The 25,141-nt window shown below is 68.7% G+C and carries 16 protein-coding genes; 6 read left to right on the top strand and 10 right to left on the bottom strand.

The annotated features are described in order from the left end of the window. Positions 1 to 97 precede the first annotated feature (97 nt). Complete coding sequence (locus AC4GY7_RS16170; protein ID WP_491115963.1) at positions 98 to 1,120, top strand: cupin-like domain-containing protein; 1,023 nt, start codon at positions 98 to 100, stop codon at positions 1,118 to 1,120. On the opposite strand, the gene AC4GY7_RS16165 is transcribed toward AC4GY7_RS16170, so the two are convergent. Beyond that, positions 1,095 to 2,927, bottom strand: a complete 1,833-nt coding sequence (locus AC4GY7_RS16165; RefSeq protein ID WP_491115961.1) for a glycoside hydrolase family 9 protein — start codon at positions 2,925 to 2,927, stop codon at positions 1,095 to 1,097. The two genes, AC4GY7_RS16170 and AC4GY7_RS16165, sit on opposite strands and share 26 nt — an antisense overlap. Next, entirely contained in the window at positions 2,924 to 4,165 is a 1,242-nt protein-coding gene (locus AC4GY7_RS16160) for an ROK family transcriptional regulator (protein WP_491115959.1), read from the bottom strand. Before AC4GY7_RS16160 ends, AC4GY7_RS16165 begins: the two co-directional genes overlap by 4 nt. A gap of 238 nt (positions 4,166 to 4,403) precedes the next feature. Here AC4GY7_RS16160 and AC4GY7_RS16155 point away from each other — a divergent pair, with 238 nt between their 5' ends. Then, complete coding sequence (locus tag AC4GY7_RS16155) at positions 4,404 to 5,303, top strand: ROK family protein (RefSeq protein ID WP_443584098.1); 900 nt, start codon at positions 4,404 to 4,406, stop codon at positions 5,301 to 5,303. 33 nt (positions 5,304 to 5,336) lie between these two features. On the opposite strand, the gene AC4GY7_RS16150 is transcribed toward AC4GY7_RS16155, so the two are convergent. The 4 genes from AC4GY7_RS16150 to AC4GY7_RS16135 are packed head-to-tail and all read right to left on the bottom strand — an operon-like array spanning position 5,337 to position 12,941. Beyond that, positions 5,337 to 6,812: a carboxylesterase/lipase family protein gene (locus AC4GY7_RS16150; RefSeq protein WP_491115957.1), complete on the bottom strand. Its 1,476-nt coding sequence runs from the start codon at positions 6,810 to 6,812 to the stop codon at positions 5,337 to 5,339. After that, positions 6,809 to 7,552 carry an SGNH/GDSL hydrolase family protein gene (locus AC4GY7_RS16145; RefSeq protein WP_491115955.1) on the bottom strand — a complete coding sequence of 248 codons (744 nt, stop codon included), beginning with the start codon at positions 7,550 to 7,552 and terminating at the stop codon, positions 6,809 to 6,811. The genes AC4GY7_RS16150 and AC4GY7_RS16145 overlap by 4 nt, the downstream gene beginning before the upstream one ends. Before the next feature lie 20 nt (positions 7,553 to 7,572). Beyond that, positions 7,573 to 9,522, bottom strand: a complete 1,950-nt coding sequence (locus AC4GY7_RS16140; RefSeq protein ID WP_491115953.1) for a glycoside hydrolase family 97 protein — start codon at positions 9,520 to 9,522, stop codon at positions 7,573 to 7,575. Then, on the bottom strand, positions 9,519 to 12,941 hold the full coding sequence (locus AC4GY7_RS16135) for a glycosyl hydrolase 2 galactose-binding domain-containing protein (protein ID WP_491115951.1): 3,423 nt from the start codon (positions 12,939 to 12,941) through the stop codon (positions 9,519 to 9,521). The genes AC4GY7_RS16140 and AC4GY7_RS16135 overlap by 4 nt, the downstream gene beginning before the upstream one ends. A gap of 177 nt (positions 12,942 to 13,118) precedes the next feature. Here AC4GY7_RS16135 and AC4GY7_RS16130 point away from each other — a divergent pair, with 177 nt between their 5' ends. Together AC4GY7_RS16130 and AC4GY7_RS16125 are read left to right on the top strand one after the other, a co-directional pair. After that, complete coding sequence (locus AC4GY7_RS16130) at positions 13,119 to 15,587, top strand: glycoside hydrolase family 3 protein (RefSeq protein ID WP_491115949.1); 2,469 nt, start codon at positions 13,119 to 13,121, stop codon at positions 15,585 to 15,587. Further along, positions 15,584 to 16,546: an alpha/beta hydrolase gene (locus AC4GY7_RS16125; protein ID WP_491115947.1), complete on the top strand. Its 963-nt coding sequence runs from the start codon at positions 15,584 to 15,586 to the stop codon at positions 16,544 to 16,546. Before AC4GY7_RS16130 ends, AC4GY7_RS16125 begins: the two co-directional genes overlap by 4 nt. Positions 16,547 to 16,579: 33 nt before the next feature. Here the strand turns inward: AC4GY7_RS16125 and AC4GY7_RS16120 are convergent, their stop codons facing one another. From AC4GY7_RS16120 to AC4GY7_RS16105, 4 genes are all read right to left on the bottom strand, one after another. Further along, positions 16,580 to 19,438, bottom strand: a complete 2,859-nt coding sequence (locus AC4GY7_RS16120; protein ID WP_491115945.1) for a TIM-barrel domain-containing protein — start codon at positions 19,436 to 19,438, stop codon at positions 16,580 to 16,582. 8 nt (positions 19,439 to 19,446) lie between these two features. Further along, complete coding sequence (locus AC4GY7_RS16115; RefSeq protein WP_491115943.1) at positions 19,447 to 21,075, bottom strand: DUF5597 domain-containing protein; 1,629 nt, start codon at positions 21,073 to 21,075, stop codon at positions 19,447 to 19,449. A 259-nt stretch (positions 21,076 to 21,334) separates the two neighbouring features. Beyond that, entirely contained in the window at positions 21,335 to 22,207 is an 873-nt protein-coding gene (locus AC4GY7_RS16110) for an NAD(P)H-hydrate dehydratase (RefSeq protein ID WP_491115941.1), read from the bottom strand. Beyond that, positions 22,204 to 22,968 (bottom strand): histidine phosphatase family protein, encoded by a 765-nt coding sequence (locus AC4GY7_RS16105; protein ID WP_491115939.1) that lies wholly within the window; start codon positions 22,966 to 22,968, stop codon positions 22,204 to 22,206. The genes AC4GY7_RS16110 and AC4GY7_RS16105 overlap by 4 nt, the downstream gene beginning before the upstream one ends. A 65-nt stretch (positions 22,969 to 23,033) precedes the next feature. Here AC4GY7_RS16105 and AC4GY7_RS16100 point away from each other — a divergent pair, with 65 nt between their 5' ends. Both AC4GY7_RS16100 and AC4GY7_RS16095 read left to right on the top strand, forming a co-directional pair. After that, positions 23,034 to 23,531 (top strand): methylated-DNA--[protein]-cysteine S-methyltransferase, encoded by a 498-nt coding sequence (locus tag AC4GY7_RS16100; protein WP_491115937.1) that lies wholly within the window; start codon positions 23,034 to 23,036, stop codon positions 23,529 to 23,531. A gap of 224 nt (positions 23,532 to 23,755) precedes the next feature. Next, complete coding sequence (locus tag AC4GY7_RS16095; RefSeq protein WP_491115935.1) at positions 23,756 to 25,099, top strand: dicarboxylate/amino acid:cation symporter; 1,344 nt, start codon at positions 23,756 to 23,758, stop codon at positions 25,097 to 25,099. The last annotated feature ends 42 nt before the right edge of the window (positions 25,100 to 25,141 follow it).

Raw genomic sequence — 25,141 nt, 5'->3', positions numbered from 1 at the left:
CATTCCTCCCCGGCGGGTGGGGAGCCTTCGGGCTCTCCACCTGTCTTTGTTTCAGGGCGTTGGATCGGCTAAGCGATGGGCCGGGAAGGGTAAGTCCATGAGCAAGGCGATCGAGTCCGCGGCGCGCGTCCCCGAAATCCGCGATATCACGCCCGAGCGGTTCGCCGCGGAGGTCGTGCCCGCCTACCGTCCTGTGGTATTGCGCGGTCTGGTCCGCCATTGGCCGGCTGTGGCAGCCGGGCAGGGTGGCCCCGCCGCGATGGCGGCGTACATCCGCCGGTTTGACGGGGGGCGTCCCGCAGACGTGATGGTCGCCGCGCCCGAGGTCGGCGGGCGCTTCTTCTATTCGCCCGACCTCACCGGCTTCAATTTCACCCGGGCGCAGGTATTGTTGCCGATCCTGCTCGACCAGTTGGTCGCCCAGGTTGCCGATCCGGCACCCGCGGCGCTCTATGCAGGCGCGGCCAGCGCGCCCGACAGCTTTCCGGGATGGGTGGAGGCAAATCCGTTGCCGCTCGCGACTCCCGATGCCACCCCGCGGCTGTGGATCGGCAACGCCAGCCGCGTCGCGACCCATTACGACGTGTCGAGCAACATCGCAGCAGTGGTCGCAGGGCAGCGACGCTTCGTGCTCTTCCCGCCCGACCAGGGGCCGAACCTGTACGTCGGGCCGCTCGACCGGACGATCGCGGGACAACCGACGAGCATGGTCGACCTCGAAGCGCCCGACCTCGTCCGCTACCCCCGGTTCGCCGCGGCGATGGCGACGATGCAGGTCGCCGATCTGGAGCCGGGCGATGCGATCTTCGTGCCCTCCTTATGGTGGCACGACGTGACGGCGCGCGGGCCGCTCAACCTGCTGGTTAATTATTGGTGGGGGCAGCAGGCGGCGGCCTCTCCCTTTGCGGCGATGATCCACGCGCTGCTCGCGGTGCGTGATCTGCCCCCGGGCGAGCGCGAGGCGGTGCGCGGCTGGTTCGACCATTATGTCTTCGGCGATGGTGCCGCAGCCGCCGGCGACCACCTGCCGCAGCCGGCGCGGGGCGTGCTGGATACACCCTCGCGCGAGCGCACCGAGCGTATCCGCAGCTACCTTATGCGGGCGTTGGGGCGCCCCTGACGCGGGTCGCGTCGAGGAAGGCGGTGACCCAGACGAGCGGTGCGTTCCAGTTGATCGCGACCTCGTTCATCGTGAAGGCGCGCCAATCGTCGCGCCAGCAGGTCTGGCCGACGCACTTGCCTTTCAGCACGGCGTCGTCGGCGCGCGCGCTGCTGTTCGGGCCGCCGGAGATCACGCCGGGCGGTGTCGCGGGATAGCGCGGATCGGCGGCCTGTGCCCAGAAACGGTGGTGCGGCTGGTGCATGGTGCGGCCGCCGATCCCGGTGACGAAGGAACGGTCCAGCGCGTTGCGGCCGAAGACGTAATCCGCAACATCGACGACGGCTTCGCGATACACCGGCTTGCGGGTGATCTGCCAGGCGACACCGAGCACGATGGCCCGGTTGAGCATCGTCGAATTCGAACCCCATTCGAACGTCGCTCCAGCCTTCGGCAGGCGATAGCCGCTCGTCGCCCGCTCGGCGAGGATGCGGTCGGCGAGCGATACGACCTGCTTGCGGATCGCGGCGACGGTTGGCGCGGGCAGCCGGTTGGGCATTGTCGCGAGCGTCAGCAGGCCGGGCAGCGCGGTGCCGCCCCAGCCGAAATCGGGACTGTCGTCGTGCAGGAACGGGGAGCCGGCGATCGCCTCGCGATACGGGGCCTCGCCAGTCGTCGTGAACAGCTCCGCCGCGGCCCAGAAGCGTTCGTCGGCGATGGTGCGGTCGCCATAGCCGCCGCTGCCGGTGAAATCGGAACTGGCATAGAGATCGGGAACGCGCTGCGCCGCTGCCCAGCCACGGCGGGCGGCGGCGAGTGCGCGTGCGGCGAAGGCGGGGTCGCTGTTCCGCCATATCCGCGCCGCCTGCGCCGCGACGGCGACCATGTTGTAGGTCGCAGCCGTCGAGGGCGGATAGAGGAAGCGCCGCATCGGGTCGTCGGCGGGCGACATCGGCAGGCCGGTCCACTGCTCGTCGGCGACCTTGGTGTGGACGAGGCCGCCGGCGTCGATCGTCCGGAAATCGCTCGCCGGCGCGCCACTGTCGGTCTTGAAGGCGACGGTCAGCCGCTTGCCGTCCGGTATCTGCATGGCGAGCAGGAAGGCGACCTCCACGCGCGCTTCGTCGAGCAGGTCGTCCTGGCCGTTGCCACGCTCCGGCAGCGCCAGCCGGCCGTCGGCGAAGGCCTGCGGATCGCCCCATTGCGCCAGCCGTCGGTGGAGGTCGAGCAGCGTCCACGCCGACAGGCCGCCGTTGACGACATATTTGCCGTGATCGCCCGCGTCGTACCAGCCACCGGCGGTATCCAGCCGATAGTCGCAGCCCGGCCAGCGGACGCCGCGCTGATCCTTGCCGGAGAAGCAGGTGACGACCTCCTTCGGCTGGCCGGCAGGGCGGGCGAGATCGGGTCGCTGGACGTAGCGGGCGTCGATCGGCACGCCGCTGCGCTGTTGATAGAAGAAGCTCATCGCCGCCGTTGCGGCGTCCGCAAACGGACGATCGGCGATTGGGAAGGGCTGGCTGCGCTCACCGGCGATCCCCAGCCGATAGCCGGTGCCGGGGCGCGTCACTGTGCCGAAGTCGATCCGCTGCACGATCTCGCCGGACGATGCCTCGGGGCCGAACGGGATGGTCCGGCCCTCCGCCACCACCGTGCCGTCCGCATCGCGCAGCGTCCATGGTCGCGGCGCGGCATCGGGCGTCGCGACGATCGCGATCTTGGGACCGAACGTCTCATAGCCCGCTTGGTCGACCCGGATCGTGCTGGGGGACGGCTCGTTCGCCGCCACCAATGCTAGAGCGGCGAGCAGAAGCGGCTTGCTTGTCATTGGCGGCCGCTCTGGATCAGGATCGAGTCGGAGGGGAGGATGTGATCCAGAAACGGCAGGATAGCCGCGCCGATCGCGGGTGCATCCTGCGCCATCACCGCCGGCATGATCGCGGCGCGCGAGGGCTGCGGCACGGCATCGAGTGCGAGGGTGAGGCCGGCGGCGAGCCGCTCGATCAGCGGCACCGGCAGCCGTCCCCCGATCAGGATCGCATCGGGATCGAGCAGGCAGTTGATTGCGACCAGCGGCGCGGTCAATGCACGCACCGCATCGGCGATCCAGCCGTCGATCACCGCGGTAAAGCCGGGATCCTCGTTGGCGAGGCCGGCGACGCCGGGGCGGGCGAAGCCGGCTGTTTCCAGACGTGCGAACAGGGCGGAGAGCGACACGGTATCCTGCACCGTCGCGCCGGGCCGGCCCGTGGTATCGGGCATCAACCCGATCTCGCCGCTCCGCGCATTGGCGCCGCGATGATAGGAGCGGTCGATTACCGGCCCACCACCGAGCCCGGCGCTGATGAGCAGGTAGAAGAAGCTCGGATTGTCGAAGGCGGTGCCATATTCCGCCTCGCCCAGCGCCGCGGCGGCGGCGTCATTGTCGCAATGCACCGGCCAGGGCAGCACCGACAGCATGGCGGACAGGTTCACCTCGTTCCACCGGTCATAGCCTTCGGGACGATGCGGCAGCGCGATGCGGCCGAGATCGTCGGGGATGGCGACGCCGACGCCGAGCACCCGGTCGCGGTCCACGCCGCCCTCCGCGATTACCTGGTCGATCACTTCGGTGACGAAGGCGACGACATCGTCGGGCATGGCGAAGGCGATCTCGCGCGTCGCACGGCTGCGCACCTGCCCGGCCAGATCCAGCGTCACCAGCGTCAGGTGATCGCGATCGATGTTGAGGCCGATGCCGAAGGCGCCGTCCGGGTTGATCTGAAGCCGCAGCGCCGGCTGTCCGCGGCCGCCCTGCATGCGCCCCGCATTGCGGACAAGTCCCATCTCGATCAGTCGGCCGGTGATATTGGCGATCGTCGGCGCCGTCAGCCCGGTCTGCTGCGCGATGGCGACGCGCGTCGTGTCACCACCCAGCCGCACCGCCTGAAGCACGGTGCGCAGGTTGTAATCGCCCGCCCGTTCCAGATTGGTGCCCGACAGGCTGCGCGACAGCCGTGCATCGCGCCCGTCCGTCGCTGACGGATCGGCACGCCGGCCGGTCTTGGCGCCGAAGCTGATCTGCATCCCCCATCCTTTGCTGCGCCGTCACCCTAGCCGGGCCCGGTGCTTTCGTCATCCGAGCAGGTACGATAATCGAGCCCGCAGGACATCAGAATTATTTCAATTTGTGTTTATTATTAAGGCGGTACGATACCAATGTAGACCATAGCAGCGGTGCTGCCTAGGGTGTCGGGAACGAAGCAGAGGATGGCGGGAAGCGCGACGACGCGCCCCTGCCGTCCCGGACGAGAGAGGGACCCACGTGATTCAGATCGGCATCGATTTCGGCGGCACTAAGATCGAGGCGGCGGCACTCGATGCGGGGGGCCAGTTCCTGGCGCGGGTGCGGGCGCCCAACCCCGGCGATTACGACCGCGCGATCCGTGACGTGCGCGAGCTGATCGTGCGTGCGGAGGCGGAGGCGGGCAGCGCCGGTACGGTCGGGATCGGCACGCCCGGGTCGATCAATCCGCGCGACGGGCGGATGCGCAACGCCAACGCGACCTTCCTCAACGGGCGGACGTTCCGCGAGGATCTGGAGGTGGCGCTGGGCCGCGAGGTGCGGATGGCGAACGATGCCAATTGCCTTGCCCTGTCCGAAGCGGTGGATGGCGCGGCGGCGGGTGCCCGGTCGGCGTTCGCGGTGATCGTCGGTACCGGCGTCGGCGGCGGTCTGGTGGTCGAGGGACGGATCGTCGAGGGTGCCAACGGCATGGGCGGCGAATGGGGGCACGTACCGCTGCCGTGGATGACCGCGGCGGAATATCCCGGGCCGAAATGCTGGTGCGGCCAGCATGGCTGCCTCGACATGCTCGTGTCCGGCACCGGCCTGCAAAAGGATATGGCGACGCGCACTGGCCACACGCTCGATGGCCCCGCCATCATCCAGGCCGCTCGGCGCGGCGACGAAGCCGCGGTCGCGGCGCTCGATGCCTATGTCGACCGGCTGGGGCGGGCGATGGCGATGATCGCCAACATCGTCGATCCCGACGTGTTCGTGATGGGCGGCGGCATGAGCAACGTCGCCGAAATCTACGATCGCCTGCCGGCCGTCATCGACCGCTACAGCTTCGGTGGCGACTGGGAAGGCCGGATCGTTGCGGCGAAATGGGGCGACAGTTCCGGCGTGCGTGGCGCCGCCCGGCTGTGGGCCAGTGGGTGATCCTGTATCCCTCCCGTCGCGGGGGAGAATAGATCAAGGCACGTCGCGTAGCGCGCAGATCGGCTGGCGCAGGCCGGTCTTCGCGACGGGACCGTCCTGATCGAACGCCATATAGCCGCGTCGCGTGCGGTCATAGGCCGGCCAATGGAGGAGGCCGTCGCCGTTCGGCTCGCCGGTGCGCACGAAATTCACCCAATAGGCCTGCAGCGGCGGCTGGCCCGGCTGGGGCGTATTGAAGAGGTAGCCGAGTTCGCTCGCATGGCTGACGGTGCCGCCTGGCGGCGCATAATCGAATTGATACTGCCATACCCGGCCGCCGTGCGCTGCGAGCGCGTTCGAGACGGCGATGGTCGGGCAGCGGAAAGTGAGGTCGGTCGCCAGCTGCTGCGTCACGTCGCCGAGGCGCGGATCGGAAACCGGTGTGCCGCCGGGTTGCAGGCCGTACAGGGTAAGCGCGCGGCCGGAGTTGGCGCCGAATTCCCGTCGCACGGTCGCCGCTGCGGCGGGCAGGCCGCCGTGCAGCCCCAGTTCCTTGGCATTGACGCCGATCACCAGCGGGGCGGGGTTGATCCGGCCGCTCGCCAGCAGGCGGGCAGGGGCATCGGGCAGCACGCGTCCGTCGACCACCGCCTGCAACCAGACGAAGCTGTCGTCGTCGAGCCCCGGCACGTCCACCGCATCGTCGGCCTTGAGCACCGCCGCCATCGACAGGCCGCGCAGCTGCGCGGCCGAGGCCTTGGCGGGCAGCCCGGCGCGCTTCGCGATCAACGTGCCGAGCGCTTCGTTGGCGGCAAGGCTGCGTGGCTGTGTGCCGAAGCCGGCCGTGCCGCTTTCGGCGATCGCTTGGCCGAACAAGCCGCGCGAGCCCGGGCTGAGCATGTGGAGGCCGACGTCCATGGCGCCCGCCGATTCGCCGGCGATCGTCACCCGCGCAGGATCGCCACCGAAGCGCGCGATGTTACGCTGCACCCAGCGTAGCGCCGCCTGCTGGTCCATCAGCCCGTAATTGCCGCTATGCCCGCCCTGTTCGCGGCTCAGCGCCGGGTGCGACAGAAAACCGAGCGTGCCCAGGCGATATTGGACGCTGACCAGCACGATCCCCTTGTCGGTGATCCGCGACTCCACCGTGCCGCCGCCACCGCCGGCGCGATTGCTGCCACCATGGATCCAGACCAGCACCGGCAGCTTGCCCGTCAGGTCGGGCGTGCGCACGTCGACGAACAGGCAATCTTCGCTGCTGGCGTTCGCCGCGGCGCGGTTCCAGTCGCCGTAGACGATCTGTGGACAGGCGGCATGCTCGGCCACCGTCGCGCGTGGCTGCGTCCAGGGTTTCGGCCGCGCGGGCGCGCGCCAGCGCAGCGGGCCGATCGGCGGCGCGGCGAAGGGAATGCCGCGGAATACCGCGCCGCCGCCCGCCGCCGCCTCACCCTGTACCGGCCCGTCGTCCGTGCGGACGATCGGCCCGCCGGTCGCCGCCGCCGCAAGTGCCAGCGCCAGCGCGATCGTCATTGCGCGGTCGCCTTCGGCGCGGGCTTGGCCATCGCGCTGCGAATCGCCGCCTCGGCGACGGGCGCCATCACCGCATAGCCTGCCTTGTTGGGATGCACGCCGTCATAGGTCCATGCCGCCTTCAGCGCCTGACCGTCGTGGAGCGCCCCCCAATAGTCCGCATAGGTCGCGCCGGTGCGCGCCGCATATTCCTTCATCCAGCCGTTGAGCGCTGCGATCTTCGTCGCGGTGTCGAGGCCCGGCCGCCACGGGAAATGATCCGCGGGCGGGATCGAGGCGAGGATGACGCGGATACCGTGCGCGCGCGCCAGTTCGGCCATCGACATGATGTTGTCCTTGGTCTGCTGCGGCGTCATCGGGCCGGTATTGCCGGCGATGTCGTTGGTCCCCGCCATGATCTGCACCACCTGCGGGTGGAGGTCGATCACATCCTGGCGGAAACGCAGCAGCATCTGCGGCGTCGTCTGCCCGCCGATGCCGCGGCCGTAGCGGCCGGGCGTGAAGAAGCCGGGCACCATGTCGAACCACCCCTGCGTGATCGAATCGCCCAGGAAGACGACCTTCACCGGACCGGTGATCTTGGCATTCGCCTCCTGGTAGCGGCCGAGCCAGGCGAAGTCCTTGTGCAGCCGCTCCTCCGCCTCGCGTTCCCATTGCGCCTTCTGCTCAGGCGTAGGCTGCGTCTGCGCAAACGCGGGGCCGGTGAGCGTTGCGAGGATCAGGGCAGCGGCGAGCTTCATGGGAGGCACCTTTCAAGCGATCAGCGGGCGGGGGCGAGGATGGCGGCGGCACCGCCGGCGGCGTGGAGGTCGAGCGTCAGCGTGTCGGTGGCTGCGACGGTACGGCTGGCGGTGACGAGGTCGGTCGGTGCCGTGCCGTCCTGCCACAGGCGCGCGGTATAATGCCCGGTGCCGAGGAAGGAGAGCGGCACCGCCACCGTCCGCGCGGCGTCGGTCATCGCGCCGATGTACCAGCGCTTGCCCTTGCGTCGGGCGATGGCGATCGATTCCCCCAAGGTGCCGGTGACGAACCGCGTTTCGTCCCAGCTTGCCGGGACTTCGGCGAGGAAGTCGAGGCCGGGCTGGCCGCGATAGGCATCGGGCGTGTCGGCGACCGATTGCAGCGGGCTTTCGTAGACGACGTATTTGGCGAGTTCCGCCGCGCGCGTCGTCTGCGTCTCGGGACCGGTGGCGGCGATGGCGAAGGTCGCGGGCATCGCGTTGCGATAGCCGCCCGGCGTATAGTCCATGGGGCCTGCCAGCATGCGCGTATAGGCGAGCGTGATGTTGTGCCGCGGCGTGATCCGTTTCGTCCACTTGTTGTATTCGGCGCCGAGCACGCCTTCCTGCGTGATGAAGTGCGGCCAGGTCCGTGTCATGCCCCAGGGATGCGTGGCGCCGTGCAGATCGAGCAGCAGATGGTGACGCGCGGTCGCTTCCGCCAAGCGATGGTAGAAGGCGATCATGTCCTGATCGTCACGGTTCATGAAGTCGACTTTGATCCCCTTTGCGCCGACCTGCGCGACGAAAGACAGGATCTTTTCCATGTCGCGGTCGAGCAACTGCCAGTGGATCCACAGGATCAGCCCGACCCCGCGGGTGCGGCCGTAGGCGACGAGGCCGGGCAGGTCGATGCCCGCCACCGGCTGCGTCGGGTCGGCGCCGGGATAGAGCGTACCGCCGCCGCCGCTGTTCACGTACCAGCCCTCGTCGACCATCATATAGGGCAGCTTGAGCGAGGCGGCGAAGTCGATGAAGGCGCGCTCGGTCGCGGCGTTGGAGCCGGCCTTGGGCACGCCGGCGAGCAGCGGGCCGGACCACCAGTCCCATGCGGTCTTGCCCGGCTTCACCCAGCTGAAATCGCCGACGGGCGCGGGATTGAGGCTGGTGAGCAACGTGTTCTCGATCAGCTTGCCCGCCTGCGGCGCCACCATCACCACGCGCCACGGCGAGACGATGCCGGTGCCGACGTCGCGGGTCAGCGCGACCGTGGGATCGTCGGGCTTGCGGGTCAGCTTGGCGGCGACGCCGAGCGCGCCCGTCTCGGTTCCGGTCAGGTACATCGCCGGCCAGTTGTCGACCGCCGCCTCGGCAATGGCGATCGTCGGGCCGCCGGCACCCGTCTCGCAAACGAGTGGGAGTTCGTAGAGGTTGTGCGGGCGGATCGCGGAGGCGCGGATTGGGTCGTATTCGCCTTCATGGCTGGTGCCGAAGCTGCCCAGATTGAGGCCGGTGCAGGCATAATCGGCCGGGAAGGCGAATTGGGTGAGTTCGTTGACGAGGCGCAGCGCCGTGAGGTCGGGCTGCTGCGGCACCGCGTAGCGGAGCGCGATGCCGGTGTCGTAGGCGCGGACGACGAGGTCGAGGCGGCGGTGCTTGCCGTCCCGTTCCGCCATATGGACGACGATCTGGTTGTAGCGTTCGGCGACCTGCGCAGTCTTGCCGGCGATCAGCGTGTAGCGATCCTCGCCGCGGCTCGTGTCGGTGGAGGTGGCACGCAGGCCGTTCGCCAGCTTGGCGTAGCGCTCGGATTCGAGGCCGAGCGGGGAGGGAGCGATCACCGTCCGGCCGGCGACGGCCAGCGTATAGGTGGGCTGATCGTCGGCGCTGGTGCCGAGCGTCACCGCCAGCCGGCCGTCCGGTGAGGAGACGCTTTGCGCGGCGGCAGGTGCTGCGCAGAGCATCGCGGCGGCGAGCAGCAGCGCCTTCAACGCACCGGCTCCACCGCCGCGGCGACGTTCCAGCCGCGCAGGGCGATACGCGCCCCGTTCGCCTTGGCGACGGGATAGCGGACGGTCACCGTGCGCGTCTCGCCGGGCAGCAGCGACACGTAATTGTCGCTGAAATAGGCGGGCAGCACCTGGCTGCCGTCGGCATTCATCACCGTCAGCTTGGTTTCGATCGCCGGCGTCGCGCCGGGATTGGTAAGCATCACGCGCACCTCCGTCTCGTCCCCGACAGGCGTCGCGGTGGCGCTGGTGGTCAGCGTCACGGGCGCGAGGCGGGTGAGGCCGCGATAGGCGGCATCGTCCTTGCCCTGCCAATAGACATTGTTCGACAGCTCCGCGCCGCTGGCATCGGTCGCCTTCAAGCTGACCAGCACCATGCCGTTCGCTGTCAATGCGGGCAGATCGAGCACAAAGGCGTCGTTCGCCGCCTCGGCTTTGCCTGTGATCGTCGCGCGGCGTTCGGCAAGCGTCCTGCCGGCGAGATCGACCACCTTGGCCGTGACCGTCGCACCGGGGATCGGGCGGAGCCGGTTGTTGACCAGCACGACCTTGCCATCAGGCAGGTTCATCTGGACATGCACCGGCTCCGACGCCTTCTTGACGCCATAGAAGCTTGCATGCGTGTCATAGTCGGACGAGAAGATCTGCCACGCCGACGATGGCCAGGCGGGCTGCGTCATCCACAGCATGCGGCCCGAATTGACCGTCCACAGCCCGGCGTTCATCCCTTCGAAGATGGCGCGGTAGCTTTCGTACTGCATCATCTGCGCCTTGCGCTCGAAATCGGGCAGGCTGGTGCCGGCACCGAAGCGTGCTTCGAGCGCCTGCATGTACGTGCCCACCCCGCCGTTCCCGGTCCGATGCCAGTCGTGATAGGCCCAGGTATCGCTGATCGGCCATCGATCCGCCTGGGGGATCGCACGCTGCCATGCCTCCAGCGTCGGCAGCGACGGCGTGCCGCTTTCGACCGAAAAGCCGCGGGCATGTTCGGTGAAATATTCCACCGGCGGTCGCCAGTTGTAGGGGCCGGAATTCTGCAGGTTAACCCGGTTGGACGAGCCCATGTAGAGCCGCGTGCCATCCTCGCGCGCGATCAGATCCTCCAGCCGTTCGTTGAGCAGCGGCTGCGGCACGCCCTCGTTACGGCCGAACCACAGGACGATCGAGGGGTGGTTGCGATAGCGCTTCACCACGTCGGCGGCATTGGCCATGAACAGGCCGACGTCCTGCGCCTCGATATTATAGTCCTGTGTCGATTCCCAGAAATCGCTCAGCACCATCAGGCCGTATTCGTCGGCAAGGTCGAAGAAGTTCTCGCTGGTATCCTGCCCCACCCAGTTGCGGACGATGTTGAGATGCGCATCCTTGTGCAGGCGGAACATCGGTTCGAGATGCGCGCGGTCGACGCGCTTCATGAAATCGTCCATGCCGATGTTGCCGCCGCGCGCGGCGATCTTCACGCCGTTGACGCGGATGACGATATAAGGGGAGAGGCCGGGTGCGTCCTTCACGGGTGTCACCGCCGGGCTCGTCCCGGCGCCCGGCAGCAGGCTCGCCGCCCAGCCGTTGGGCACCTTGCGGATGCCATCGTGGCTGCCGTCGACGATCCGCTGCCCCAGGCTGCGCGCCTTGGTGAGGTCGATGCCGACGCGTTCGAGGTCGCCCGCCTGGTCCATCAGCGAGATGTCGTAGGTCACCTGCCGCATGCCGAAGCGCAGCCGCCGGGTGTCGCTCGCCTGACCGTCCACGGTCGCGGTCAGCGTCAGGTCGTGCAGCGCCGGGTCGCCATAGCCATTGGGCCACCACAGCTTCGGGTTCTTGACCGCCAATCCCGGGAAGTCGGCGGGCGTCATCCGGACGTCCGCGGTCTGTCCGGGGGCGAGGGAAACCTGTTTTTCGACCGCCACGTCGTCGAACGCCGCGCGCACGGTTGCGGTGACGGCCTGCGGCGAGGTGTTGGCGACCGGCACCGTGATCTCGACATTCGCGATCGTGTTGTCGGCTCTCGGCAGGCTGGTGACGACTTGCGCATCGCCCAGTTCGGCTGCGCCCGTCGCCGACAGGCGCACGCCCTGCCACAAGCCGGTGTTGCGGTCGCGAATCGACGGGATCCAGTCCCAGCCTTCGGTCGCGACGAACGTCGGCCCGTCGAGCATCTGCATGCCGCCATTCTCTCCGACACCGGCGGTGAGCGACTCCTCGTGCGCGAGGCCGGGGTGCGGCGGCGACGAGACCTTGACCGCGATCGCGTTGCGGCCCGCGGCGAGCGTCACCGGGAAGCGACCCCGGATGAAGGCGCCCTTCATGTCGCCGACGCGCGTGCCGTTGACCCACACCTCTGCCGCGTAATTGACGCCGTCGAAGATCAGCACCTGCCGTTTGCCGGCCGCCTCAGCCGGCACGTCGAATTCGGTGCGGTACCAATAATCCTGGCGGGCGAGGCTTTCGGGAATGACGGTGTTGTTGAGGCCGTAGGCGGGGTCCGGATAAACGCCGCGATCGACCAGCGTCGTCAGCACCGTGCCGGGCACGGTCGCGGCATACCAGCGGCTGGCATCGAAGCCGGTGCGGCTGATCGCCGCGCCGGCGGCGGCAACCTTCGGCGCCTCGGCGAGCCGCCAGCCATGGATGGCCCAGCTACCGTCCGCCTGCCGCACCGGGCCGCGCACGGGCGGGAGCGGCTTGGCGACGGGGGCGGGGATCGGCGCCTTCGAGCGCGGCAGCGTCCAGGCATCCTGCGGTGCGACCTGGCCGTACATCTGGCGCACCTGCACCGGCCAGTGCGGGCTTCCTTGCGTGAAGGCGATCAGCGCCGGGTCCGGCCGCGTCGCCGCACGGCGGCGCAGCGCGGCGGCAGGCAGGGCGCCCGCTTCGAGCTGGAAGCCGACGATGCGGCCGGCGAACACCGGGTCTTCGCCACTGCGTGGTGCCAGCGTCGCGACGGGCGCGACCGCGGCTGCCGCCAGTGTCCGGCTGGCGACCTGCCGGCCGTCGACGAACAGGCGAATCGTGCCGCCATCGGCACTGGCGGCGATGAAATGCCACCGGTGTGGGGTAAGCCGCGGGCCGCCGACGAGCGTTCCTGCTTCCGTGGCCAGCGCCGCGCGCCCGTCCTGCAACGCCAGGAATCGCCGTGGCCCGCCGTCCGTGCCGAAGCCGGCGATCCGCGCCAGCCCGCGCGGCGTCGTCTGCGGTTCCACCCATGCCGACAGCGTCCAGCGATCCGTCGCGACCGGCATGGCGCCGTCGCCGCCGATCGCCTGCCGGATCGCCTCGCCGCCGGCGGGCAGGTCGGCATTGAACGGACCCCAGACCTGCGCGCCTGCGCCGCCTGCGATCAGCCCTGCCGCCACCACCGCCATTGCCCGTGCGGGCACCGCCCATTTACCGCGCATCGCCATCGTCATCCGCCCCTGAAGCTTCTGCGCCCTGCCGGACGTCGTCATTGCCCCACAGGAAGCACAGCGCGCCGAAAAAGCCAAATTGAAATATGTATTGTTGAAGCGGTTCCGTCATGGCACGGCATGTCCCGGTAACGACGGCAAAGATCGCACCGGTTGCAACGGCGAGGGGAGAGGATGATGGTTTCGAGGTTCGGCACGGCGTGCGCGGCAATCGCACTGGTGATCGGCGCAGGCCCGGCGATGGCGCAGCAGCAGCCTGCCCAGCCGCCCGCCTCCATCGCGCATCCCGACCAATGGCCGGTGTTGCCGATGCAGTTGAAGCGCGATCCCAAGGTGGAAGCCCGTGTCGAATCGATCCTGTCCAAGATGTCGATCGACGACAAGGTCGGCCAGCTGATCCAGGTCGACATCGCGAGCATCACGCCCCAGGACCTCGAGACGTACAAGCTCGGCTCGATCCTCAACGGCGGCAATTCCGCTCCGAACAATGACGAATTCGCGCCTGCCCCCGAATGGCTGAAGCTGTTCGACGCCTTCTACGACGCCTCGGTCAAGCGATCCGACGGGCGCCCCGTCGTGCCGGTGATCTGGGGCACCGACGCGGTGCACGGCGCCAACAACATCGTCGGTGCCACGCTCTTCCCGCACAACATCGGACTGGGCGCCATGCGCGACCCGGCGCTCATCAAGAAGATCGGCGCGGTGACCGCGCTGGAGACGGCGGCAACCGGTATCGACTGGAGCTTCGCGCCGACCGTGGCGGTGGTGCAGGACGACCGCTGGGGCCGCACCTACGAAAGCTATTCGGAAGATCCCGCGATCGTCGCCAGCTACGCCGGGCAGATGGTGGAGGGGATCCAGGGGACGTTGGGGCAGGACTTCATGAAGCCCGGCCATGTCATCTCCTCGGTCAAGCACTTCCTCGGCGACGGCGGGACCGGCGGTCACGACCAGGGCGACACGCGCGTGTCCGAAACCGTACTGCGCGACGTCCATGCCGCAGGCTATATGACCGCGCTGCCGGTCGGCGCGCTGACCGTGATGCCGAGCTTCTCGAGCTGGAACGGCGAGAAGATGACCGGCAACAAGAGCCTGCTCACCGGCGTGCTGAAGGACCGCTGGGGCTTCCAGGGCTTCACCATCGGCGACTGGAACGCGCATGGGCAGGTGCCGGGCTGCACCAACGAGGATTGCGCCCCCGCGATCAACGCCGGGCTCGACATGTTCATGTATTCCGGCCCCAAGTGGAAGGACCTTTACGCCAACACGCTGCGCGAGGCGAAGGACGGGACGATCCCCGCCGCCCGGCTCGACGATGCGGTGCGGCGCATCCTGCGCGTCAAGGTGATCGCCGGCACGTTCGATGCCGGGCGCCCCTCGTCGCGGCCGATGTCGGGCAAGTTCGACCTGCTCGGCGCACCGGCGCACCGTGCCATCGCGCGGCAAGCGGTGCGGGAATCGCTGGTGCTGCTCAAGAACAATGGCAGCGTGCTGCCGGTGAAGCCGGGTGCCAACATCCTCGTCGCCGGGCGCGGCGCCGACGATATCGGCCAGCAGTCGGGTGGCTGGTCGATCACGTGGCAGGGGACGGGCGTCACCAACACGAATTTCCCCAACGGCCAGTCGATCTGGTCGGGGATCGACCAGGCGGCGCGTGCGGCCGGCGGCAAGGCGACGCTGGCGGTCGACGGCGGCTATACCGCCAAGCCCGATGTCGCGATCGTGGTGTTCGGGGAAACGCCCTATGCCGAGTTCACCGGGGATCGGCCGACGCTGGAATACAGCCCCGACGACAAGAGCGATCTGGCGCTCCTCAGGAAGCTGAAGGCGGCAGGCGTGCCGACCGTCGCGGTGTTCCTGTCGGGACGGCCCTTGTGGGTGAACCCGGAGATGAACGCTGCCGATGCCTTTGTCGCGGCCTTCCTGCCCGGCACGGAGGGCGGCGGTGTCGCCGACGTGCTGATCGCTCGGAAGGACGGGCGGCCCGCCAACGACTTCCACGGCAAATTGTCGTTCAGCTGGCCCAAGCGCGTCGACCAATATGTGCTCAACAAGCGCGATCCCGGCTACGATCCGCTGTTCCCGATCGAGTACGGCCTGACCTATGCCGACCGGAGCACCGTCGGCCGGCTCGACGAGACCAAGCCCAAGGTCGCGGCGGGCGACCAGAATGCGCTGTTCGTGCGCGGCCGCGTTGCGGGCGGCGCGCGGATCAACGCCAATGGCGCGGTGGTGCTGACCCGCACCGACCGGGCGGGGCAGGAGGACAGCCTGCGCCTCGCCTACAAGGGGGCGGGCAGCATCGCGATCGAGCAAGCGATGCCGATCGACCTCACCCGCGAATCGAACGGGCAGCTGAGCCTGATCGTCGACTATCGCGTCACCGCCGCGCCGGCGGGCGAGGTGACGCTGGGCATCGCCGACACCGCCAAGACGGTGACCGTGCCGATGACCGGCGCGATGACGGTCGGCGACTGGACCACCGCCGCGGTGCCGCTGCGCTGCTTTGCGGACAAGGGGATCGCGATGGACAAGGTGACGCAGCCGTTCGTGCTGGCGAGCACCGGCGCGCTCGGCGTCGACATCTCCGCCATCCGCGTCGGCAGCGCGCCTGCCGGTCCGGTCACCTGCGGGGTGAAATGAGCGACCTCACCCGCCGCAGCCTGATCGGCGGTGCGACGCTGCTGGCGCTCGCCGGCAGCGCAGGCGCGCAGACGGCGGCGGGCGACGAGGTCGTGCCGTTGTGGCCGGGGGCGATCCCCGGCGCTGCGTCCAGGCCGATCGCCCGCAAGGTCAACGACCGGGCGAAGACGCCGGGCGGGCACGACCGCTGGGTGACCGGCATCGATGTGCCTGCGCTGGTGGTGAAGCGGCCGGCGCAGCCCAACGGCGCGGCGGTGCTGCTGGTGCCGGGCGGCGGCTATGGCTTCCTGTCCTACGACAATGAGGGGATCGAGCAGGCGCGCTGGCTCAATGCGCTGGGCGTCACCTGCTTCATCCTCCTCTATCGCCTGCCCGGCGAGGGCTGGGGCGAACGCCGGCTGGTGCCGCTGCAGGACGCGCAGCGGGCGGTGCGGGTGATCCGCGCGCGGGCGACCGCCTTCGGCGTCGATCCTGCGCGTGTTGCGGTGCTGGGCTTTTCCGCGGGCGGGCATCTGGCGGGATCGCTGGCGACGCGCTTCGCCGAGCGGGTCTATGCGCCGGTCGATGCCGCCGACCGGCTATCGGCGCGGCCCGATCTGGCCGGGCTGATCTATCCGGTGGTCAGCATGGATGCCGCGATCACCCACAAGGGATCGCGCGACAATCTGCTGGGGCCGACGCCGAGTGCGGCCGACGTGGATGCCGCCTCGGTCGACAAAAGGGTGACCGCGGAGACGCCGCCGATCTTCCTCGTCCACGCCAGCGACGACGGCACGGTGCCGGTCGCCAACAGCCTGTCGCTCTATGCCGCGCTGCTCGCGGCGAAGCGGCCGGCGGAGATGCACCTGTTCGACGAAGGCGGCCACGGCTTCGGCGTGCGCCTGCCCAAGGCAGTGCCGACGGCGGCCTGGCCGACGCTGTTCGCGGCCTATGCGCGGCGCAAGGGGGTGTTCGCGTAGTTTCCTCCCCCGCTGAAGCGGGGGAGGACCTAATTACGGCATCCTTACCGACATCTGCTTGCCGGTGTACGCGACGCGGGTGGCTGCATTCTCCGCGAAGTCCAGCGCCTCCGCCTTGCCCGGCGTGTGGAAGCGGACCGAGATCGCGCGGGTCGTCGGCATGCCCGGATAGCGCCCGTCGCGCGCGCCGATGGTCAGCGTCTTCGTGCCCTCGTTCCACGTCAGCGGCACGCGGGCGAACTGGCCCTTGGCGTAACCCGGCGACACGCCGTCATCCTCGTACAGCGAAAAGCGGCCGTCGCGCCCGGTAAAGACGTGCAGCACCAGCGGCCCACCGGGCTGCTCGCGCGCATATTGCACCGCCGGTCCCGTCGGCAGGATCGCACCGGCCCGAACGAACAGCGGCATCCGTTCGTAGGGCGCCGCCGCGGTGATGCTCTGCCCGCCCGTGTAGAAGCGCCCGGTGGCGGAATCGTACCAATCGGCGCCGGCGGGTAGGTACACCGATCGCTCTCGCGCCTTGAACGCCGTCACCGGCGCCACCAGCAGGTCGCGGCCGAAGAGATATTGATCGTCGATCCCCCAGGTGCGGCGATCGGCGGCATAGTCCATCACCAGCCCGCGCATGATGCTGCCGTCCCGGTGATAGGTGTCGGCGGCGACGGTGTAGATATACGGCATCAGGCGATAGCGCAGCTGATCGTACCACAGCATCGAAGCCATCATCGCCGGATCGTCGGCGCCCAGTTCGTAGATCTCGCGCTTGGGCTTTTCGCCATGGCTGCGGAACAGGGGACTCAAGGCGCCGAACTGGAACCAGCGCAACTGCAATTCGCGCCATTCGGCCTGCGCGGCGGGGTCGGCGTTGGTGTAGCGATCCTCGACCGCGAAGCCGCCGATATCATGCGTCCAGTTGGGTACGCCCGACATGGAGAGGTTGACGCCCGCCGAGATCTGGTCGCGCAGATCGTCCCAGCGCGCGGCGACGTCCCCCGACCAGAGCGCCGAACTGGTCCGCTGCACGCCGGCGAAGCCCGAGCGCGTCAGGATGAAGGGCCGCTTGTCCGGGTTGGTATCGCGCAGGCCGTCGGCGAAGCCCTGCGCATGGACCAGCGGGAAGCTGTTGAAATAAGCGCCGCCCGGCCCCAGCGCATTGGGACCCATCACGAACTTGCGCTCGTCGATCGACAGGTTGGAATGGATGTCGGGTTCGGTCGCGTCCATCCACCAGGCATCGATGCCCAGCTTCACCAGATTGTCGCGCACCTGCCGGAAGTAGATCTTGCGCGCTTCGGGGTAGTAGGGATCGTAATCGGTGTTGAGGTAGCCCGGGCCGACCCAGTCCTTGTTCCCCATTTCGAGATTGCCCTTGTAGAGGAAGCCCCTGGCGGCGAGTTCCTTGGCATTGTCGGTGTTGGGGTAGAATTTCGGCCAGACCGAGATCATCAGCTGGACATTGTGCTTGTGGACCTCGTCCAGCATGCCCCGCGGATCGGGGAAGCGCGTGGCGTCGAAGCGGTGGCTGCCCCATTGGTCCTGCGGCCAGTAGAACCAATCCTCGACGATGTTGTCGAGCGGGATCTGCCGCTTGCGATATTCGCGCACCACACCGAGCAGCTGGTCCTGCGTTTCGTAACGCTGTCGGCTCTGCCAGAAGCCATAGGCCCATTGCGGCATCATCGGCGCCTTGCCGGTGAGCCCGCGATAGCCGGCGATCACATCGTCCATGTCGCGCCCGGCGACGTAATAATAATCGAGCGCCTTGCCCGCCTCCGACGACAGCCACAGCGAATGGCGATCCGCCTGCGGCAGCGGATCGTTGTGGAAGAGCGCCATATAGCCGACGTTCGGTTCCCATTCGATCCGCACCTCCACCGGCTTGCCCGCGGTCATGGCGAGGTCGACGTTGTGGAACCACGGGTTCCAGTTCTGCCGCCAGCGGTCGAGGACGAGCTTGCCGTCGGCATAGACCTTGAAATAGCTCGACCCGTAGACGCGGAAGCGATGGGAGCCGGTGGTGGCGGGCGCAAGCGTGCCCGTCCAGACGACGCGCTGCTTGCCGACGACCTTGCCCGCGGTGTTCTGGCCGCTGTCGGCCGAGGCGACGGTCTGCGCCTTGGCCTCCGCCGGCCAGCGTGCCTGATCGCGGATGAACTGATAGGCGATCGTCGGTTCCTGGCGGCTCACCGCCAGCCTGTCGCCGAGGTAGTAATCGGCCTTCCATCCCGGCTTGCCGCCGCTGGTCACCGTCAGGTCGTCGGCACCGGCCAGCGCATAGGGTTTGGGATCACCGAAGCGGGTGATCGAATTGTTGTCCCACAATAGCCCGTAGTTGCGCGTCGAGACGACGAACGGGATCGCGATGTCCATGTTGTGCTGGGCGAGTTCGACGTCCTCGCCATTGTAGTTCATCTGCCGGTTCTGGTGCTGGCCGAGGCCGTAGAAGCCCTCGTCCGTGCCGCGGTTGAACTGCTGCCGGGTGGCGAGATAGCCCTTCTCCTCCACGCTGGGCGCGAAGGCGCCGCGTGCTGCTTCGTCGAGCGTCACCTTGCCCGCCGCATCGAGGAAGCGGACATGACCGTCCGCCAGGCGGATCTCCGCCGTCGCCTTGGGCAAGCGCAGCGTGACGAGGCTGTTGCCCTGCGCGATCACCGGGTCGCCGTGGGGCCTCGCGATGACCGTCAGGCTGTCGGGAATGGCGAGGTCGGTGCCGGGCACCGCGGTGACGCGGAAGCTGTCGTCGCCATAAGCGGTGACGCGAACCCGCTTCGCCGGGCCGCTATCGGGGGTGACGATCACGCCCTGATCGATGCGCCGCACGTCGGCGGCGAACGCGGTGCCGGACACCGATAGCGCGAGACAGGCGAGGGATGGAGCGAGGATGCGGGTCATCGATGATCCTAGCGGTAGGTGCCGAGCGTCACGCGCAGCAGCGTGGGGCGGGTGAGATTGAGGCCGTAATCGGTCTGGTCGCCGTTCCAGACGCGCGTCGTCGTCCAGGTGCCGGCGGCATCGAAGCTGCCTTCCTCGACGCTGAGCAACTGCGTCGCCTCGCCCTTGGCCGGTGCGGCGAGATCGAAGCGGACGCGCACGTCCGATCCGACGACGAGGAACCGGTCGGGGCCGAGCTGTGCCACCGCGGTGCCGCCGACCGGCTGGTCCCTAGTCGGGTGCGGATCGGTCTTGAGCCAGGGCGAATCCTTTTCGCCGAACTGCCACAGGCCGTATTGGGCGGTGACCTTCCAGCGGCCGAGCGTGCCGCTTTCGTCGGCGCCGTCGGCGGGCTTGGCGCTGCCCCAGGTCGGGCGTTCGAAGGCGATCCGCGCCCAGTCGCGGGCGATCGGCGCCATCAGCGCATATTTGTCGCCGAAGGCAGCCACCGTCGCGGCGTCGACCACCTTGGTGCCGAGCGGATAATTGACGTAGCCGGTGTCGTCGAAGCCGAAGGGGGCGAAACCGATGCCGCCGCGGCCGAGCACGGTCCACAGGAAGCGCGCATAATCGGCGGCGTTTCCCGTCTCCGGCACCATCAGCGCATTGTCGGGCCGGTCGTAGAGCCTGAGATAGGCGGCATAGGCCTTGGGATCGCGGTTGTAGATATCGGGCGCGACGAGATCGAGGTGCGGCGCCGCCGCCTTCCACACGTCGATCACCGGCCAGTTGGGGCCGCCGCTCGCGCCGCCGTCCTCGCCCGGCGTCGCGAACGGGCTGCCGACCGCGGCGTTGGTATACATCGGCAGGTCGAGGACGGCGCGTCCGGCGGCGGCGAGAGCGTCGACGTAGCGGCCGACGTACCAGCTGTTGAACGCAGCGTCGGCAAGCTTGCCGAAGGCGCTGGTCCAGTCGCCGCTCTTGCCGGTCTTTTTTGCCAGCTCGGCCGGGATCGGCTGGCGGAACAGTGCCTGCGCGGCGGGGGACAGGTCGCGGTTCTGGCCGTAGACGCCGGTTTCGTTCTCCACCTGCACCATGATGACGCGGTGGTCGGGATCGTTGGCCTTGAGGTGCCGCATGAGAGCGACGAAGGCGCGTGTGTCCGCCTCCAGCGTCGTTTTGGCGTGCGGCGTGAGCGCGTAATGCGCGGTGCCGTCCGCCTTGCGCATGCGGGGGAAGCGCTTGCTGTCGGTCTTCACCCATTGCGGGACATAGCCGGCGCTGGTGTTCTTCCAGGTGCCGAACCACAGCAGCACCAGCCGCGTGTCGTGCGCCTTCGCGCCGGCGAGCAGCGCGTCGACCCAGGCGAAGTCGAAGCGGCCCTCGACCGGCTCCACCTGTTCCCAGGCGACGGGGATTTCCAGCGTGTTGGCGTGGATGCGCTCCACCATCGGCCACACTTTGGGCAGCATGGCGGGATAATTGCTGCTGTTGTTCGCCTGGATGCCGAGCATCAGGAAGGGCGCGCCGTCGACCATCAGCGCGTGCCGGCCGTCGCGCGCGACGATGCGGGGCAGGGGGGACTGCGCGGGCAGGGGTGAGGACCACAGGCTTGCCGATGCGAGCAGGGCCAGCCCCTGCCACCACGTCCGTGCCATGATCCCGCTCCCCTTTTCGCCGGCCCTTGGATGGGCCGATCCGATGATCGCGCTACCACAATGCGGCGGAAAGGGGGAATAAGCAAAACAAACTTCGTTAAATCGCGCGGCGGGGTAAGAGGGGCAGATCACCGAGGCGACCGTGCGAGGTTAAACGTTTGAAGAAGCGCTTGCCGTCATGCCGGTGACGGGTTGCTTGTGAAGCGCGGCTTACCGTTCACCAAGGCCTTGGCTATGCGGGCACGGCAGATGGTCGGGATCAGCGCGGCAGCAACGCGGGCAGCAGCGGCGGAAGTTCGCGGGCGAGGAAGCCGATCGGGCCGCCGCGCTGGGCGAGCGTGCGGCCTGCCTCGCCGTGCAGCCAGACGCCCCAGGCGAGCGCCTCCACCGGAGACGCGCCGCGTGCGGCGAGGCCGGCGACCGCACCGGCCAGCACGTCACCCGATCCGCCGGTGGCGAGGCCGACGCCGCCGCCGGGATAATGGAGCGGTTCCGCGCGCGGCGCGGCGACGATGGTCTGCGATCCCTTCAGGGCGATCGCCGCACCGAACCGTTCGGCCGCTTCGACGGCCAACGCCTCGCCCCGCTCGCCCACCGTGTCCGCATCGCACGCCATCAGCGATGCCATTTCACCAGGGTGCGGCGTCAGGATCAGCCGACCGGCGAGCGGTGCGAGCACGTCGCACAGCCCTCCCGCGCAGGCCACCGCCGCGCCGTCGAGCACCAGCACCGCCTGCGTACCCATTCGACCGATGGCCCAGCGCACCAGCCGGGCCGCGGCGTCCGGATCGCCCATGCCCGGGCCGATGACGACCGCGTCGACGCGCTCCAGCGTCCGGGCCAGCGCAGGCTCGTCCTCGATCGCGATCTCGCCCGCCGCATCCTCCGGCAGGCCGATCACGCCGATCTCCGGCATCGCCACGCCGAGCGGCAGCGCGGCGGCGTCGATGGTGGCGATCCGCACTTTGCCCGCGCCGGCACGCAGCGCAGCCTCCCCGGTCAGCCCGATGGCGCCGGGCACGCGCCGGGCACCGCCGATCGCCAGCACCTGCCCGTGGCTGTTCTTGCTCGTCTCGCCGGTCGGCATCGGCAGCGGGTGGGCGGCGCGCCAGGCCGCATCCAGCGGGATCATCCGCGCGCGCCCATGATCGGATCGTCGGCGGTGGTGACCGCGACCGGGCTTTCGTCGACCGGCGCGGTGGCGTTGAAGCGGACCAGCGCGAGGCCGCCGTCCTTGCCGGCGTGGGGGTCGTAGCGATATTCGGTGACCGAGCAATTGGCGACGTTGCCGGCACGATCGATCGCCAGGACCTCCTCCTCGGTCAAATTCTCGATGACGTAGCGCAGGCAGAGCACCACGACCTGATGCGCGACGATCATCACCCGCCGTCCCCGATAGTGGAAGGCGATGCCGTCGAGCACCGCGCGCAGGCGGAAGATGACGTCGCACCAGCTCTCGCCGCCGGGCGGGCGGTGGTAGAATTTGCCGAGCAGCCGGCGCAGCGCCGCCTGCTCCGGCTGCAACGCCGCGATGCCGCTGGTGGTGAGGCCATCGATGATGCCGAATTCCTTTTCGCGCAGGCGCTCGTCGAGGCAGATCGGCTCGTCCGGGTCGCAGCCACCGGCGTCGCGGAACAACCGGGCGGTGTCGCGCGCGCGGATGTAGGGCGAGGCGAGCAGCACGTCGGGCCGGCCGTGCGCGGCGCCGCGCGCGAACCAGCGGCCGAGCGCACGTGCCTGATCTTCGCCGAGCGGCGACAGCGGGATGTCGACGTCGCGTGCGGTCAGCTCGATCCGTTCCGCTCCCTGCGCCATCGCCGCGGCGCGGGCGACGTTGCCGGCGCTCTCTCCATGTCGGACGATCCAGAGCGTGTCGGGCCAGCGTTGCGTCATGCGGCGGTGAACGGCGCGGGGCAGGGGGCGTTCCCGCGCGCGCGGATCGGGCCTATCGTCCTGGCATGACCTTCGTCGCCAGCACGCTCGATTCGCCGGTCGGTACGCTGACGCTGGTGGCGAGTGATGCCGGGCTCGTCGCCGTGCTGTGGCCGGATGACGACCCGCTGCGGGTGCGGCTCGGCCCGTTGGACGACGGCGCCGGTGCTCCGATCCTGCAAGCGGCGGCGCATCAGCTTGGCGGCTATTTCGCCGGCGAGCGACGCAGTTTCGACCTGCCGCTCGACTGGCGGGGCACCGACTTCCAGAAGCGCGTCTGGGCGGAACTGCTGACCATCCCCTATGGCGAGACGCGGAGCTATGGCGCCATCGCGCGTGCGATCGGCAGGCCGAGCGCCAGCCGGGCGGTGGGGGCGGCGAACGGTCGCAACCCGCTGTCGATCGTCGCGCCATGCCACCGGGTGGTCGGGACGAGCGGGCATCTCACCGGCTTTGCCGGCGGGTTGGAGGCGAAGGCGCTGCTGCTTGCGCTCGAACGTCGCGCGGGCGAATTGCCGCTGTAGCGATCGTCGCGCGTTGGTGTGCAATTTTCGGCACACTTTCGCGTGACGCGGAGCAGCCATATGCGGCCGGTTGATCCGGCATTTTACATAAGCCGTTGTTTAACAACGATAATATATGGAAGAAGGCGGCATTGTCCGTCCCCGACCGATCGCGGCATGATCGGGCGACGCGCACGACCATCAAGAGTCGGACCCGCGTCGCCACAGAGGATGAAAGGCCGCCCATGACGATCAGTGCCATCGCACCCGGTGCCCCCCCGACGCCACCCGCCGCCAAGCCCTGGTATGCGCAACTCTACCTGCAGGTACTGGTCGCGATCCTGGCGGGCGTGCTGCTCGGCCATTTCGCGCCGGCGACGGGCGAATGGATGAAACCAATCGGCGATGCCTTCATCAAGCTGGTCAAGATGGTGATCGCGCCGGTGATCTTCCTGACCATCGTCACCGGCATCGCCGGCATGCGCGATCTCGGCGCGGTCGGACGCGTCGCGGGCAAGGCGTTCCTCTATTTCCTCTTCTTCTCCACGCTGGCGCTGATCGTCGGCCTGATCGTCGCCAACGTGGTGCGGCCGGGCGCGGGGCTCAACATTAACCCGGCCAGCCTCGATACCAGCAAGGTCGCCGAATACGCCGAGAAGGCGCATGATTCGAGCATCACGGGGTTCCTGACCGGGATCATCCCCGACACGTTCCTGTCCTCGCTGACCGAAGGCAACATCCTGCAGGTGCTGTTCGTGTCGATCCTGTTCGGCATCGCGCTGGCGCTAGTCGGCGACCGCGGCACGCGCGTGCTGTCGGTGCTGGAGGACGTGTCGCTCGCCTTCTTCAAGGTGGTCAGCATCGTGATGAAGGCCGCGCCGATCGGTGCGTTCGGCGCGATGGCCTTCACCATCGGCAAATATGGCGTCGGCACGCTGGCCAATCTCGCGATGCTGGTCGGCACCTTCTATCTCACCTCGCTATTGTTCGTGCTGGTGGTGCTCGGCACCGTGGCCTGGGCGTGCGGTTTCTCGATCCTGCGGCTGATCGCCTACCTCAAGGCGGAGCTGCTGCTGGTGCTCGGCACCTCGTCGTCGGAAAGCGCGCTGCCCGCGCTGATCGAGAAGATGGAACGCGCCGGCTGCCCCAAGTCCATCGTCGGACTGGTCGTGCCGACCGGCTATTCGTTCAATCTCGACGGCACCAATATCTACATGACGCTGGCGGCGCTGTTCATCGCGCAGGCGTGCAACGTCGACCTGACGCTGTGGCAGCAATTGCTGCTGCTCGGAGTCGCGATGCTGTCGTCGAAAGGCGCGGCGGGGGTAACCGGCGCGGGGTTCATCACGCTGGCCGCGACGCTGTCGATCGTGCCGAGCGTGCCGGTGGCGGGCATGGCGCTGATCCTGGGTGTCGACCGCTTCATGAGCGAATGCCGCAGCCTCACCAACTTCATCGGCAATGCGGTGGCGACGGTGGTGGTGTCGCGCTGGGAAGGCGCCCTTGATACCGCGCAACTGGATGCGGCGCTGCGCGGACAAGCGCTGCGTGTCGATCAGCTGCCTGCCGACGCCGTTCCCGCGGAATAACGCGCGTCACCCTCACCCTTCCGGCGCTTCGCGCCTCCCTCC

This window comes from Sphingomonas sp. SP5 (assembly GCF_058313455.1).
Note: the sequence above shows the minus strand (reverse complement) of the source record. Positions and strands in the feature narration are given on the sequence as shown.